This is a genomic window from Ignavibacteriales bacterium (assembly GCA_026390575.1).
GTDB lineage: Bacteria > Bacteroidota > Ignavibacteria > UBA10030 > UBA10030 > Fen-1298.
The window spans coordinates 327731-342403 of sequence record JAPLFR010000008.1 but is presented as its reverse complement, the minus strand read 5'-3'; the positions used below and the strand labels follow the sequence as shown (position 1 = coordinate 342403).

The following is a 14673-nucleotide window of genomic DNA, read 5'->3' as shown; positions in this document are numbered from 1 at the left end:
ACTTTATGAAAGACGAGAACCGAACTAAATCAGATTTGATTCGTGAGTTGAGATCTCTTCGCAGACAAGTTAAAAGAAACCCGTCTCCTGAACTCAAGAAAACACCAACAGAAGAGGCGCTAGCATCAGAGCACAACCTATTGAATACGCTTATTAACAGTCTGCCGGATCGTATCTACGTTAAGGACACAAAGAGCCGATTCTTGCTGAACAACTTTGCGCACATACGCTCTCTTGGCGCCAAATCACAGGAAGAGGTCAGGGGCAAAACTGATTTTGATTTTCGTCCGCCGGAATTTGCGTCTCGCTATTTGGCTGATGACCAAAACGTGATCCGGTCGGGCGAAGCATTGATTAACCGCGAGGAGCCGACAGTTTTTTCGTCGAATAAGACGGGTTGGCTTTTGGCGACCAAGGTGCCCTTGCGTGATCCACAAAAGAAGATCATTGGTCTGGTGGGCATCAGCCGTGACATCACCGAGCGCAAGATGATGGAAGAGGCACTGAAGGAGTCGGTCTCACTTCTGCAGGCGACGCTGGAATCCACGGCTGACGGAATTCTTGTCGTTGATAGATCAGGAAAGATTTCAAGCTACAATAAGCGGTTTACAAAGATGTGGAGAATTCCAGCCGATGTTGTTGCAAGCAGAAATGACGATCTCGTATTAAACCATGTCATGGGAGAATTAAAAGATCCTAAATCCTTCATCTCGAAGGTAAGGGAGCTCTATGACCATCCGGATGAAAACAGCTTCGACGTGCTGGAATTCAAGGATGGAAGAATCTTCGAGCGTTACTCTCGAGCACAAAGAGTCGACGGCATTCCGGTCGGCCGGGTCTGGAGTTTTCGGGATATTACGGCACGCAAGAAAGCGGAACAAGAGATTAGATTGCTTGCTCAAACAATAGCGTCGATTCAGGATTGTGTTTCGATTACCGATCTTGAAGACAGGATCATTTTCATAAACGAAGCATTCCTGAAGACATACGGATATACTCGTGAAGAGATGCTTGGCAAGCCGATTTCGATCCTCCGTTCGGCAAAAACTTCATTGGAGATAGGAAGTCGAATCCAGTCGATAACGTCTAAGGGAAGCTGGAGCGGCGAGCTCTTCAACCTTCGGAAAGACGGCAGTGAGTTTCCGATTGAGCTTTGGACATCAGCTGTGAAAGATGATAGTGGGAAGATCATCGCAATGGTAGGTGTTGCGCGTGATATCACCGAGCGCAAACGTGCCGAGGAAGCGGTGCGGGAAAGCGAAGAACGGTTCCGTACTACACTGTATAGCATCGGTGATGGCGTTATTACAACTGATACGAACGGTAATATTCAGCAAATGAATAATGTCGCTGAGTTATTGACCGGATGGGATGAAGCCGATGCATATGGAAAAAATATCGATGAAATATTTAAGATCTTTAATGAACAGACGAATGCGCCCGCGGTGAATCCTGTTGGTTCCGTGCTGAAAAAAGGAATTATTGTAGGATTGGCAAACCATACAGTCTTGGTGGCACGGGACGGTACACGCCGTCCTATCGCGGACAGCGGTGCACCAATACGAAAATCCAAAGGGGAAACAACCGGTGTGGTGCTCGTCTTTAACGATCAGACAGATCGTCGAAATCTGCAGGAGCAATTGTTACAGGCGCAAAAGATGGATGCCATCGGCCAGCTCGCCGGCGGCGTGGCGCATGATTTCAACAATATGATCGAAATTATTCTCTTGTATGGATCCATGCTGGAGGAGGAATTGCCGCCGACGGATCCATCGCAGCAAAAAATCAAAGCGATCATAAGTACTGCAGAACGATCAGCAGATCTTACCAGGCAGCTGCTCGCATTTGCCAGAAAACAGATCATCGCGCCCGTGCCGTTAAACTTAAATCAGGAATTGGTCCCGCTTCAAAAAATGCTCGGGCGATTGATCGGCGAGGATATCGCTCTGAACATAGTGCCCAAAAAAGGGTTATGGGATATTAAAATTGATCCCGTACAGCTTACTCAAATTCTGACCAACCTCGCAACGAATGCACGGGATGCCATCGAGAATACCGGTTCTGTGAGAATCGAAACAGTCAATGTCCGAATTGAAGAAACGCTCGGATATGGATCGAAGAAAATTCCGGCCGGAGAATATGTGCAATTGATATTTTCCGACACAGGAAAGGGAATGAATAAAGAAAACCTCAACCGCATCTTTGAGCCGTTTTTCACAACCAAACCGAAGGGGAAAGGAACCGGTCTGGGACTTTCCACCATCTTTGGCATTGTCAAACAGAATAACGGATTCATCAATGCGTACAGCGAGCCAGACCAGGGGACAACCTTCAAAATTTATTTTCCGAGATATCAAGGTGCAGCAGAAACTTCAAACGAACAGCCGCAGAAAATCCCGTTGACTGGAAAAGAAACAGTGCTGATTGTTGAAGATGAAGCAGAATTACTCAACCTTGCCAAAATTGCTCTTAAAAAGTATGGGTATAAAGTGCTGAGCGCGCACTCTCCGTCCGATGCGCTCGCCCTCTGTGAAAAGTACGGAGATAAAATTGACTTATTGATTACCGATGTTGTCATGCCGGGAATGAACGGCAAAGAATTAAAGGAGAGAATCGAAGTGAAGTATCCAGCCATAAAAGTATTGTTTATGTCCGGGTATCCAGCGGATATTGTGGCTCATCGTGGAGTGTTGGAAGAAGGCGTAGAATTCTTACAAAAGCCCTTCACACAAATTCTTCTTGCAAAAAAAATACGGGAAGTGTTGAATAGATGATGAATAAAAGAAATTCAAATAACTCAGTAGAGTATTGCTGCCTCAACGGTAATATAGTACCAACCGCAGAAGCAAAAATTTCAATTACGGACATCGGCATTTTGCGCGGCTATGCAATCTTCGATTCCATCGCGGCGATGAACGGCAGGATCATATTTTTCGACGAGCATTATGAGAGATTTGAACGGTCTGCACGGATCATGCATCTTACAATACCGGGTTCAAAGCGCAGAATTGAAGCGATGATCTATAAACTCCTGCGGAAAAATCACTACGACTCTGCACGCATTAAACTGGTGCTCACAGGGGGAAAACTCGTGGGAGGCCTGGATTACGATGTGCGTTCCGCCAATTTATATATACTCGCCCAAAAAAGGATTGTTCAAAAGGAAAAAGAATATCTCAAAGGCGTTAAGCTTATCACGTATGAACACCAGAGAGAAATATCTGCGGCAAAAAATAATGATTACATAACGGCGGTGAATATTCAACCGCTGCGGCGGCGGGAGGGGGCGGCGGAGATCCTTTATACATTTGAAGGCAATGTGCTCGAGGCCACCACCTCGAATTTCTTCATCGTGAAAGGTGATAGATTAATCACGCCAAAAGAAGATGTCTTACTGGGCATCGTGCGCGGCAAAGTCATTGGATTGGCCAAAAAGTTCATGAAAGTGGAAGAACGCACTGTGAACGTAAGCGAATTGAGAACGGCCGACGAGGCATTCATCACCAGCACGTACAAAAAAGTGCTTCCAATTATAAGGATTAACAGCCTGGTGATCGGCAGCGGGAAAGTCGGGCAAAAGACCAAATTACTTAAGGAACAATATGCCGGTTTGGAGAAAAAAGTTTGTTCGTAATTCACGTCCCTACCAGCGTTCAAGTTATGAGGGAGCCTAGTTGTGAGAGCCGAAGGCCTATTATTAATACCCCGCTTTGCGGGGTAACAAATTCTTTTAATGTTCTCCCGAACCGACCTAGGATCGGGAGTATAACTCCCAACCAACTTAAGAGATTAGCTGATATGAAGAGAGAAAGCGTAGAGTCCGATGATCACATCGGACGTTCGTGGGCAAACGATCCGGTCGGTGACCGGATTCTACATTGAAATGTTTTGCCAGCCGAAATAAAATCGATTCCTCTCGTTCCCAAACTCTCCGCCTATAAGACGGCGGGTAAAAGAGTTGTGGAGCGAGGTGATTAATACTATGAAAATATTGGACAGGATGAGAGGATGGAAATAAAACCGCAGCGGACAATCATTGTTCTTGCAATTATCGCGGCGGCGCTGGGTTTCTTTGTCGATGCATACGATCTGCTTCTCTATAACATTGTCCGCAACGAGAGCCTGCTCGGACTCGGTTTGTCGGGCGAACAAATCCTGAGTGTTGGTATCGATTTATTGAATGCTCAGCTGTTCGGCATGCTCATCGGCGGCATCGTGTGGGGCATCCTGGGCGATATTCACGGCCGACGGTCTGTTCTTTTTGGATCAATTATTTTCTATTCATTCGCAACACTTCTCAATGGATTTGCCCAAAACGTTCCGGTCTACGCAGCGTGCAGGTTTATCGCCGGGTTCGGTCTGGCAGGAGAGTTAGGCGCCGGAGTTACTTTGGTTTCCGAACTGATGTCGAAGGAAAATCGCGGATATGGAACAATGATCGTCGCTGCTGTCGGTGTATTGGGTGTGGTTGCCGCATCATTAGTTGGAAATGCATTTCCCTGGCGAACGGCATATTTCATTGGCGGAGGTCTCGGATTATTGCTACTCCTGCTGCGTCTTGGAGTGCGTGAATCATTGATGTTCGAGAAATCGCGCAAATTGTCGATCTCACGCGGAAATTTTCTTCTTTTATTCACGAACATCGGAAGATTTAAGAAATACGTTTTCCTGATTCTGGTTGCCATGCCGATCTGGTATGCAATCGGCATACTAATCACGTTTTCCCCCGAGATCGGCTTGGCGCTTGGCCTTTCGGAGGTTCCAAAGGCCGGGACGGCAATTCTTCTCTATTATCTTGCCCTCACATTCGGTGATCTCACAAATGGATTTCTGAGCCAGATGTTCAGAAGCAGAAAAAAAATCATCGCCGTGTTTATGATGCTCACTGCCGTTTTTACCATTGGTTACTTCACTCTCGGCGGGAGATCTCTTATTATGTTTTATTGTTTTTGTTTTCTCATCGGTTGGTCTTCGGGCTATTGGGCGGTATTTGTGACTGTGGCAGCCGAGCAGTTCGGCACAAATCTGCGCGCCACCGTTGCTGTTACTGCACCGAATTTTGTGCGCGGTCTTACCGTTGTTCTTACTCTTGCTTTTAAAATTCTCAAGACACCTCTCGGTGATGTATCCAGTGCCGCACTGATTGGCGCTGTTACAATTCTGATCGCTTTCATTGCGCTGTCTCAGCTTGAGGAAACCTTCGGTAAAGACCTGGATTACTTTGAGCCTTACATCTCCGATCGCTGAAAGCGATCGGAGATGTGGTCTCAAGCATCCATGAAAATGGACGCCTTGGAAATACGAAATCCGAAGGGTCTGCGACCAATAGCCGTCCCATTTTGTGGGAGAGCATGAAAAGTATGATGGAAGCAGAGCTTCCGAAACAACAGAGGCTGTCTAAAAAGTCCGGAGTTGTCATGCTGAACTCGTTTCAGCATCTGTTTTTTGTAAAAAATTAGACCCCGAAACAAGTTCGGGGTGACATTTTCTTTCTTTTTGGACAAGCTCCGAGATAATATTTACGCACACTGCTGCTGAATGCATTTTTATCAATATGTGATACTATCTGTGAAAAAATGTTCGTACCCTTTATTGACATATGTCGCTCCGGTGTGTGGTTTTTTCTTGTTGTCTTTCAACTGCAAGATACCACTTTCCGGAGTCTTTATTTTGGACAGGTCGAAAATATTAATTAATTTAAAATAAAAGGGTAATATGAAAACATACTTTGTAATTTTATTATCGTTCTTATCAGGTTCTGTGTTTTCTCAGAATACAAAAGCACAAAATGATAAAATAATATTTTCATCTGCGGTTAAAAATATAACCGTGCATTCTACATCTTATGGGACAAATGAAAGATTAACTGTAACTGATACAATTGATTTTACAAAAGCAATACAACCTTTAGAAACAGATATCTCTGTTTTTGTGAATCCTCACAAAACGTTTCAGACTATCATAGGTATCGGAGGAGCATTAACAGATGCAAGTGCCGAGACATTTGCCAAATTACCTAATGACAAAAAACAAGAACTTATCGATGCTTATTATGATAAAGCTAAGGGGATAGGCTATACTCTAGCACGTACGCAGATCAATAGTTGCGATTTTAGCAGCGAAACTTATTCTTATGTTGAGGATGGTGATAAAGACCTAAAAACATTTAGTATCGATCATGATAAAACATTTCGTATTCCTTTCATTAAACAAGCGATGAAAACTGCAAGTAACAAACTTGTAATATTTGCCAGTCCCTGGAGTCCTCCTGCATTTATGAAGGACAACAATGATATGTTGCACGGAGGTAAATTATTGCCCGAGTATTACAATGCCTGGGCAAATTATTTTACTAAATTTATTAAAGCTTACGAAAAAGAAGGAATTCCTGTTTGGGGTGTTACCATCCAAAATGAGCCTATGGCTACTCAACGATGGGAATCGTGCATTTATACCTCAGAAGAAGAGAGAGATTTTTTAAAGAACTATTTAGGCCCAATTATGAATAAACAAGGATTAGGCGATAAAAAGATAATTGTATGGGATCATAATCGGGATTTAATTAATCAAAGGGCGAGCACGATTTTTACCGATTCAGTTGCTTCAAAATATGCATGGGGTATTGGATTTCATTGGTACGAGACATGGACTGGCAGTGATCCTCTGTATGGCAATATTGCAAAAGTACATGAAGCATATCCATCGAAAAACATTTTATTTACCGAAGGATGTAATGGGTCATTTACTCCAGAAAAGTATTACGATTGGGCAAATGGTGAAAGATATGGGCGGTCAATCATAAACGATTTTAATGTTGGCACGGTGGGATGGACAGATTGGAACATTCTTTTAGATGAAAATGGAGGCCCAAATCACGTTGGAAATTTTTGTTTTGCACCTATCCATGCCGACACTAAAACAGGCCAATTAATTTATACCCCCTCATATTATTACATTGGACACTTCTCAAAATTTATTCGTCCAAATGCAAAAAGAGTAAGTACTGCTTCAAGCAGAAGCCAGCTGCTTAGTGTTTCGTTTATGAATGAAGATGGTACAATGGCAACTATTATAATGAATGTGAGTGATAAACCGATAACGTATAATTTCATTTTAGATTCTTCAGAGGCAAAGATTAATATTTTACCGCATGCCATTCAAACGCTTGTTTATTAATCCGGAAAAAAGAAGCTTAAACCTGTGGAATTTCTGAAGGAGAATTGAAACGAAGCATAACACGGAATAAAATATTCTTCATCCCCGGTGTTTAGTAATACGCTGGGGATTTTTGTTTTAAAGGTTACGACCATTGCAAACATGAAGAGGTTTGGCTATATTGCTTCCGAATATCGTGAGTCGATATTGAGCTAATTCAGCGATATCCAGCCATGTATTACCATTGAACAATCAGACATTATTAATAATAATTCAATAAATAATATAATAATTATCCGAAGATTGATCGCTGAAGAAATTTCACCAATACAAGAATAAAAATATAATTTGGAACCACCATCTTTCGGTTCCCTAAAATATTCCCGGCGGCTGAGCGGTAAGTATGTAACGATACAAAGCCTATTTTGTATTACCTCTCCGATCGCTGAAAGCGGTCGGAGAGGTGGTTTCAAGAAAAACATCCCTCATCCCCGGCGTCTTGGAGAAAGAGGACACGAACTTTTTCGAATAACGGAGGCTACGAATGGGGCAGGGTCGATATAAAATCTTATATCAATCTTTTATTGAGCAGGCGAAATCGATTGAAGTGCCATTCCGATCAGACTTAACGATCCCGCATAGTGGGAGATGTTAAGTATGCAATCGGAATGAGAATCCTGCTGTTTTCTATCGGGATCTTACCCGATTTATTCATATCAACTTTGAGATAACACCTATGTATCGAAAATATTATCTAAATATACAATTCGTGTTACCGAAATACTGAAGAACTACACGGCAGGCAGACATACAGCGGGACTTTTGGCAATGCCACCAATTCGTGGCTGCCTGTCCTCCCCTTATTTTCAAGGGGAGGTTGTCCCGATGAATCTTAATTCATCGGGACAGAGGGGTTCCTTTGCGCTCAAAGATAGTGGCGAACAGAAATTATCAAATTACCATTGGTTGTGAAGGAATTGGCTTGCTCGCCGAAGTGAAACGCAGGCGAGACTCCTGAACTACAATGGGGTCGGGAGTATATCTCCCTCCCAACTTAGGTTTATTACATAAAACGCAACTTCATTTGTCCGATCTCGTATAAAAGAATAAGTTACAAATCAATTTTTTAAAAACATCAACGATGCGCAATACAAATAGCAATGTTCATCTTGCATCGTCCTTTTCATATCTCATAACAATTTCTTCAAAGGAGAGTCTATTCATGACAACAAAATATTTTATTCTTGTGTGCGCGTTCATAGGTATAAGCGTGCTGATTTCCGGTTGTTCAGCCGGAGGTGCATTCATGGCAAGCAATGTGACGGATGTTCAGCTTCAAAAAAGCAATTTTAAAATAGTTGCCCGGAATATTTCTGGAGAAGCCCAGGCGGGATATCTTATAGGCGGAACTTTCTCCATGGGAATGGTCAGCAACACTTTCGCACTCGTTCGTGTCAGCGGATCAGGTATGCTGTATAAAGAAGCTCTCGAAAACTTATGGAAAAGCTACGAGACTGCATATGGACCTGTTGAAGGAAAGAGGCTTGCACTCATCAACGTGCGGTACGATTCAGATGCTCTCAATTTGATCGTCTATACGCAGCCTAAGATCACTATTCGTGCGGATATAGTTGAATTTACCGATTAATCCATCGGACAATATTATCGTCTTCAAGAGACGATTTATCCTGATTCCTTAACTTCTTTTTTGGAACGATTCGTAATAATTCCATAAGCCCTTGTGTCTATTAGTGCACTCGGGCTTTTTTATATTTCAATTTAGAGACATACACAAATCCCTGCCTTGTGATTAAAAAACCTTTTGGCTACATTGCTTCCGAATAACGTGAGCCAAAATTGGGGCCATTCAGCGATATCCAGCCAAGTATTACCACTGAACAACATGACATTAGAGGTGTATTGTTCTATATCTCCTTACGAAGAATTAGAAAATCAATTGTGGAAGACTATTAGTCGTTGATTTCACAAATGAAAAGAAGTGAAGGTTGAACAAGATACGAGGTTTGCTTAAATCTTAACAAATGCCCCTCCAAACGGGATGCGATATGCATTTAAATTAATTTGATATGAACCTATTATTCAATACTGAAAAAGCAGGATCGTATAAAAGCAACTCTCAAATAGCTAGAGTTATGACTGAAAGTTGGATTAGTACTAATAGCTATTGCCCAAATTGTGGCAATAGTAAACTATGTGTGTTCAACAACAATAGACCTGTTGCTGATTTTTATTGCCACACTTGTAAAGAAGAATATGAATTGAAAAGTAACAAAGGCGAATTGAGGCACAAAATTATTGATGGCGCTTATGAGTCAATGATAAAAAGAATATCATCAACTACTAATCCCAACTTATTCTTGCTTACATATGATGTACGAATATTGTCCGTTGTGATTTTACTTATTATTCCAAAACAATTCTTTATTCCTTCAATAATAGAAAAGAGAAATCCTTTAAGCATGTCCGCAAGAAGAGCAGGCTGGATTGGATGCTATATTAACATAAAAAATGTTCCAATACTTGGACGAATTTATATAATAAAAAATTCAACCGTCGTAAATCAAAAAGATGTACTAAGACGATGGAAGCAGACCACTTTCTTGAATAATGTTTCTTTCGAAGCAAGAGGATGGACGCTTGAAATATTGTCTTGTATAGATAAGCTCAGAAAAACAGATTTTGATTTGGATGAACTATATAAGTTTGAACCTGACTTAAAAAAGAAATTTCCAAACAATAATTTTATAAAAGATAAAATACGTCAGCAGTTACAAATATTGAGAGATAAAGGTATACTTAAATTCGTTTCGAAAGGCAAATATAGGAATCTGAGAAATGGAAACATATAACGTTGAAGTGAGAGAAGTATTAAAACGTAGTATCAATGTAAATGCAAAATCGATAGAAGAGGCAGTTGATCTTGTATCGCGTCGATATAAGAATGAAGAGATTGTTCTAGACTATTCTGACCATATCGAAACATCAATAGACGTTCCATTGTTACATCTAGATGTTGATGTTGCTGCTTTTTCTTCTTTTATCAGATTACAACTTGCCAAAGAAGTAAATGAATTGCCAATTGAAGAGTTAGCAAAAATTGTTTTCGGAGATTTGACTTCAGCGAAAGAATATTATGAAACAGATAAATGATGGAAACAATTTTTACCTAGTACAAAACGATAATATTACATTCTGGGGCATAAATATAAATCCTTTTATGACAACAATTAATCATAAGCTGGAAAAAATTATTATCGCCTACAATATTCCTCTAAACGAAGTAATTGAAATTAGTGAGAATGAGGACTTATCGTTGTATAAAATCGCAAAAAACATTATTTCAAATAAGTCTTGACGAAATGAATATGGTGTAACGAACAAGATCAAAATGATTTATTAAATATAGTCTCGATTGCAACTCATAGATAATTTCGCAATGGCAAACTCAACTATAGCGACAAAAGAAGTTGAAAATTGGATACGGAACGAATTCCTCTCCAAGAAGTATGGTCAGGCATTTACAAAGCGCAAATTAAGCGTACAATCCGGCGGGGAATTTGAATGCGACGCTGTTTCTGAAGATGGAAAGATTGTCTGTTTTATTTCAACAAGTGTAAGTACCACAACAGTCGAGAATCCAGGGCTTTCGAAAATCCGCGAGGTTGCTTTTTGGGCAGTGTCGCTCAGTGAGAAACCGGACACAATTGTGTTTGCGTGCACAGATAGATCCATGGTCGAGCTTATCAAAAAAGAACAAGGCCTTGGACGATTTCCCAAGCATATTAAAACGCTGCTAGTGAAAACAAAATGAGGCACGGTAATCCTCGTAGAGACATATCCCGCCAAACAACATGGCGGGCAAGAATTATACGTCTCTACAAAAGAAAAACAATATATTGAGATGGGTGGTGGTTCGACAAGCTCACCACAAGCGTTGGCGGAGTTGTTGGGGAAATAAAGCGTAGAGTCCAGCTCATAGCTGGACAAAGAGTAGGAAACGAGCTTGAATGTCCGACTAAGAGTCGGACGCTACGCAGGCGATGATCACATCGGACGGTTGCAAGTGAGCGATCCGGTCAGTGACTGGATTGTACATTTTCCCCTCGTTCCCAAACTCTGTTTGAGCATATAAAATCATTCCGGCGTTAGCCGAATGCTATAAAAACGCAGATATTATCATAATTAATCTTTCGAAGCTCTGCTTCGTATAAGGGAATCAGAATCTTAAAAGCATCGCTCCCAAGCAGAGCTTGGGAGCGAGAAGGATATCAAGAACAACACTGGTGATTGGGACACAATTAATACATTGAGAAAGAAGTGATCGGAAGAAGTGTTTTAGGGAAACGATTACAAAATGACAGATTCAACTATTGCTCCAAAAGATGTTGAAAATTGGATACGGAATGAATTGCTGTCTTTCTTGCATATAACGAATTTCAGGTTTACTTTTGTTGTAACTGTAATTGAACAGTTTTAACTAATAGACGTAACGCCGGCCACGCATTACGGCGGGATCGTTTGAAGGGGGGAGCCCAATCCGCTGCCGCCGTTCCCAATTGAAAGGAGCTTACCATGCAACGCATCATCGTTATCACGCTCATCGCCCTGATCACAGGTGGTTCCATCGCGACCGCCCAGCTTGTTGAACGATATAGCAACAATCCTCTGCCGAAGCTCAACATCGTAGGAATCGGAATGGCAGAAGACCTCACCACAGCCAAACATGTTGTCGGCGGGATTTTCAAGGACAAAATGAATGTGACATTCCTGTTCCCGACACTCGCCGACTCGACGTACAAGAAGCTGAAATCGCAAAGCGCGTTCGGTATATCGTTTGGCGGAAAGAGCGCGTCGGGCAGGGCGTTTTCTGCCACCGTCGATTCGGTGCTGGAACTTAATTCGAACAATTTTACTGTACTGGCCATCGATCGGAAAGGAATCATTCGCGCACATTGCCAATCGACCATGTTTGATCCGCGCCGTTTCAACCGGTTAGTGGAAGAACTTCTGTTGAACCTTGATGGCAAGGAAGCGATCACCGTCGACGAAACAAGTCCGTTCCAAACGACCCTGGCAAAAGAAAAAGCGGATGCCAAACCCAAGGCGTTGTTCACGCTCGGCAAGAGGCAGGAATTTTATGCGTATCTTGGGAAACCACTTCCCTCGTTCAGCGTCAAAACATTCGAAGGCTCCGACATAGCACTGCCGGAATCGTTCAAGGGAAAAGTGACGTTGCTGTTTGTGTTTGCCGCATCGGAGGATCACGATGCACTTGTTAATTCAGCGGGTACCATGATGATGGCAAAGTTGATGAATGCATACTACCAGATGTTCACATTGGGCCAAGGCACATTAGGAAATGAAACGGTGAAAAACGCCGTCCCTGATTCATCCACAACAAAATAGATTTCCCTCGTTCCCAAACTCTGTTTGGGAACGTAATCTTTCGATGCTCTGCTTCGTATAGGGGATCAGAATCTTAAAAGCAACGCTCCCAAGCAGAGCTTGGGAGCGAGAAGAAAAACATTTAATCGCCATAGGTACCCGCCACAAAGCATGGCGGACAAACCAATGTCCCGATAAAAGCAAAACATTGAAATGGGTGGCCCTTCAACAAGCTCAGGGCAAGCGTTGGCGGAGTTGTTGGGGAAAAAACGTAGAGTCCGATGATCACATCGGACGATTGAGGAAAACGATCCGATCGGTGATCGGATTCTACAAATGAATGGCAATTTGGGAGCATAAAAACTCCGAAGGGAAATGGGTGGCCCTTCAACAAGCTCAGGGCAAGCGTTGGCGGAGTTGTTGGGGAAAAAAGGGTGGAGTCCAGCTCATAGCTGGACAAAGAGTAGGAAACGAGCTTGAATGTCCGACTACGAGTCGGACGCTACGCAGGCGATTAATAAATCGGACGATTGAGGAAAACGATCCGATCGGTGATCGCATGCCTTCCGCAAGCTCGCCTATGCACGAAGTGCGCCCGCCTGCCAGAGAACTTGTTCGGCGGGCAGGTCGGCGAGCAGGCAGAGATTCTACATTTTGGCGGGAATGCAAGCGGTGATCGCGGGTTTAGGAAGAAGAGATAAAGATTGTGGAGTCCACCTGCGTCTGGGGAAACAGGACTTCGGTGGATAAAGGAAAATCCCCGTAAGGACGTATCACCACACGTCCTTACAAAGGCAGAATAAAATATTACAAACCAGTCTTAGATAAGGCGATGGAACCCAGTGCTGATTCGTATATTGTATATACTTTTTAGATCAAAGAGTTTCTTAAAATCGCCATCGAACCTATGAATGAGCGAATGAGTTAATAATGATGAAGATTCAATTTTGGGGAACACGGGGATCTATTCCCTCACCGGGTAAATCGACGGTGAAGTACGGCGGTAACACTTCCTGCGTGGAAGTGCGTGTTAGAGAACATATACTCATTTTTGACGCAGGCACGGGCATCCGGGACCTTGGCAATCAGCTTCTTAATGAATTTAAATTGGAGCCAGTCACACTCCATCTCTTCATTAGCCATACACATTGGGATCATATTCAAGGATTTCCTTTTTTCATGCCGGCGTACAACAAAAACTTTCAGATCAATGTGTACGGCCCGCCAGCGCGCTATAAAAGTCTTAACGAATTATTTAAATCCCAGATGGAATCAGAATATTTTCCGGTACCATTAGGCGGCTTAAACGCACAGATCGTTATGCAGGAAGTCCGCGGACCGTTCCGTATCGGCGATTTGCAAATAACTCCGTTCTATTTAAACCATCCCGCGATAACGTTCGCTTACAAAATATTCGATGGGAAAAAAACATTCGTCTATGCTACAGATAACGAACCTTATCGGTACACACATCGTGCTCCTCGTAAAAATCCGCTTGCTGCGCAGTATGGCGCAGAGCTGGACCAGAAGTTCATCGATTTTATCAGTGAGGCTGATTTCATCGTGAGTGAAGGGCAATACACTTTGGAAGAATACAGGTCAAAGATAGGTTGGGGACACTCACCTATCGAATCGATTGTAGAGTTTGCGATTAAGGCAAATGTGAAGCAGTTGGCTCTGTACCACCACGACCCAGCACACGACGATGCCTCAATTGATGCATTGGTAAAGTACACACAAAAATTACTTGCAACACAAAAGTCTTCAATACATTGTTTCGGTGCTGCTGAAGGAATGGAAATACAGTTGGCGTAAGATGCCTCATCACTTCACTGATCCTTTAAATCTTCGCGCTACCTATTCAATATCTTGTTATTTGAAGATCGCTCAGTCAGACGTGCAAATCGAAATTCTCGCCTCATCATAGACACAAAAAGACTCATGCTGATGAATAATAGTGCCAACTAGCCATTATTGCTATCCAGCCTCTGTTATCGTATATTTAATATCATAGGGCAAAATTTATCGCCCCCGTAGCTCAGATGGATAGAGCAGCGGTTTCCTAAACCGTTTGTCGGAGGTTCGAATCCTCTCGGGGGTACAATAACGATT

The 14673-nt window shown here is 42.6% G+C and carries 12 protein-coding genes and 1 tRNA gene; 12 read left to right on the top strand and 1 reads right to left on the bottom strand.

Annotation, left to right across the window (positions count from 1 at the left end):
• The first annotated feature begins 5 nt into the window (after nt 1-5).
• The 9 genes from NTX44_07655 to NTX44_07615 all read left to right on the top strand — a co-directional run bounded on the left by NTX44_07655 (nt 6) and on the right by NTX44_07615 (nt 12582).
• Nucleotides 6-2774, top strand: coding sequence for a PAS domain S-box protein (locus NTX44_07655; GenBank protein ID MCX6121480.1), 2769 nt, complete (start codon nt 6-8; stop codon nt 2772-2774).
• Nucleotides 2771-3634 (top strand): aminotransferase class IV, encoded by an 864-nt coding sequence (locus tag NTX44_07650; GenBank protein ID MCX6121479.1) that lies wholly within the window; start codon nt 2771-2773, stop codon nt 3632-3634. Before NTX44_07655 ends, NTX44_07650 begins: the two co-directional genes overlap by 4 nt.
• A gap of 374 nt (nt 3635-4008) precedes the next feature.
• Nucleotides 4009-5247 (top strand): MFS transporter, encoded by a 1239-nt coding sequence (locus NTX44_07645; GenBank protein MCX6121478.1) that lies wholly within the window; start codon nt 4009-4011, stop codon nt 5245-5247.
• A 468-nt stretch (nt 5248-5715) separates the two neighbouring features.
• On the top strand, nt 5716-7176 hold the full coding sequence (locus tag NTX44_07640; protein ID MCX6121477.1) for a glycoside hydrolase family 30 protein: 1461 nt from the start codon (nt 5716-5718) through the stop codon (nt 7174-7176).
• Nucleotides 7177-8377: 1201 nt separating this feature from the next.
• Entirely contained in the window at nt 8378-8803 is a 426-nt protein-coding gene (locus tag NTX44_07635) for a hypothetical protein (protein MCX6121476.1), read from the top strand.
• Nucleotides 8804-9242: 439 nt separating this feature from the next.
• A complete protein-coding gene (locus tag NTX44_07630; GenBank protein ID MCX6121475.1) occupies nt 9243-10025 on the top strand; it encodes a hypothetical protein in 783 nt (260 codons plus the stop codon).
• Nucleotides 10012-10326, top strand: coding sequence for a DpnD/PcfM family protein (locus tag NTX44_07625; GenBank protein MCX6121474.1), 315 nt, complete (start codon nt 10012-10014; stop codon nt 10324-10326). The genes NTX44_07630 and NTX44_07625 overlap by 14 nt, the downstream gene beginning before the upstream one ends.
• Before the next feature lie 286 nt (nt 10327-10612).
• Entirely contained in the window at nt 10613-10987 is a 375-nt protein-coding gene (locus tag NTX44_07620; GenBank protein ID MCX6121473.1) for a hypothetical protein, read from the top strand.
• 761 nt (nt 10988-11748) lie between these two features.
• Complete coding sequence (locus tag NTX44_07615; protein ID MCX6121472.1) at nt 11749-12582, top strand: hypothetical protein; 834 nt, start codon at nt 11749-11751, stop codon at nt 12580-12582.
• Nucleotides 12583-12703: 121 nt separating this feature from the next.
• On the opposite strand, the gene NTX44_07610 is transcribed toward NTX44_07615, so the two are convergent.
• Nucleotides 12704-12919 carry a hypothetical protein gene (locus NTX44_07610; GenBank protein MCX6121471.1) on the bottom strand — a complete coding sequence of 72 codons (216 nt, stop codon included), beginning with the start codon at nt 12917-12919 and terminating at the stop codon, nt 12704-12706.
• 21 nt (nt 12920-12940) lie between these two features.
• Between NTX44_07610 and NTX44_07605 the strand changes: the two genes are divergently transcribed.
• The 3 genes from NTX44_07605 (at nt 12941) to NTX44_07595 (ending at nt 14662) form a co-directional block, all read left to right on the top strand.
• Nucleotides 12941-13237, top strand: coding sequence for a hypothetical protein (locus NTX44_07605; GenBank protein ID MCX6121470.1), 297 nt, complete (start codon nt 12941-12943; stop codon nt 13235-13237).
• A gap of 254 nt (nt 13238-13491) precedes the next feature.
• The gene (locus tag NTX44_07600) at nt 13492-14376 is read left to right on the top strand and encodes an MBL fold metallo-hydrolase (GenBank protein ID MCX6121469.1); all 885 of its coding nucleotides are present in this window, start codon (nt 13492-13494) and stop codon (nt 14374-14376) included.
• A gap of 212 nt (nt 14377-14588) precedes the next feature.
• A tRNA-Arg gene (locus NTX44_07595) sits at nt 14589-14662 on the top strand.
• The last annotated feature ends 11 nt before the right edge of the window (nt 14663-14673 follow it).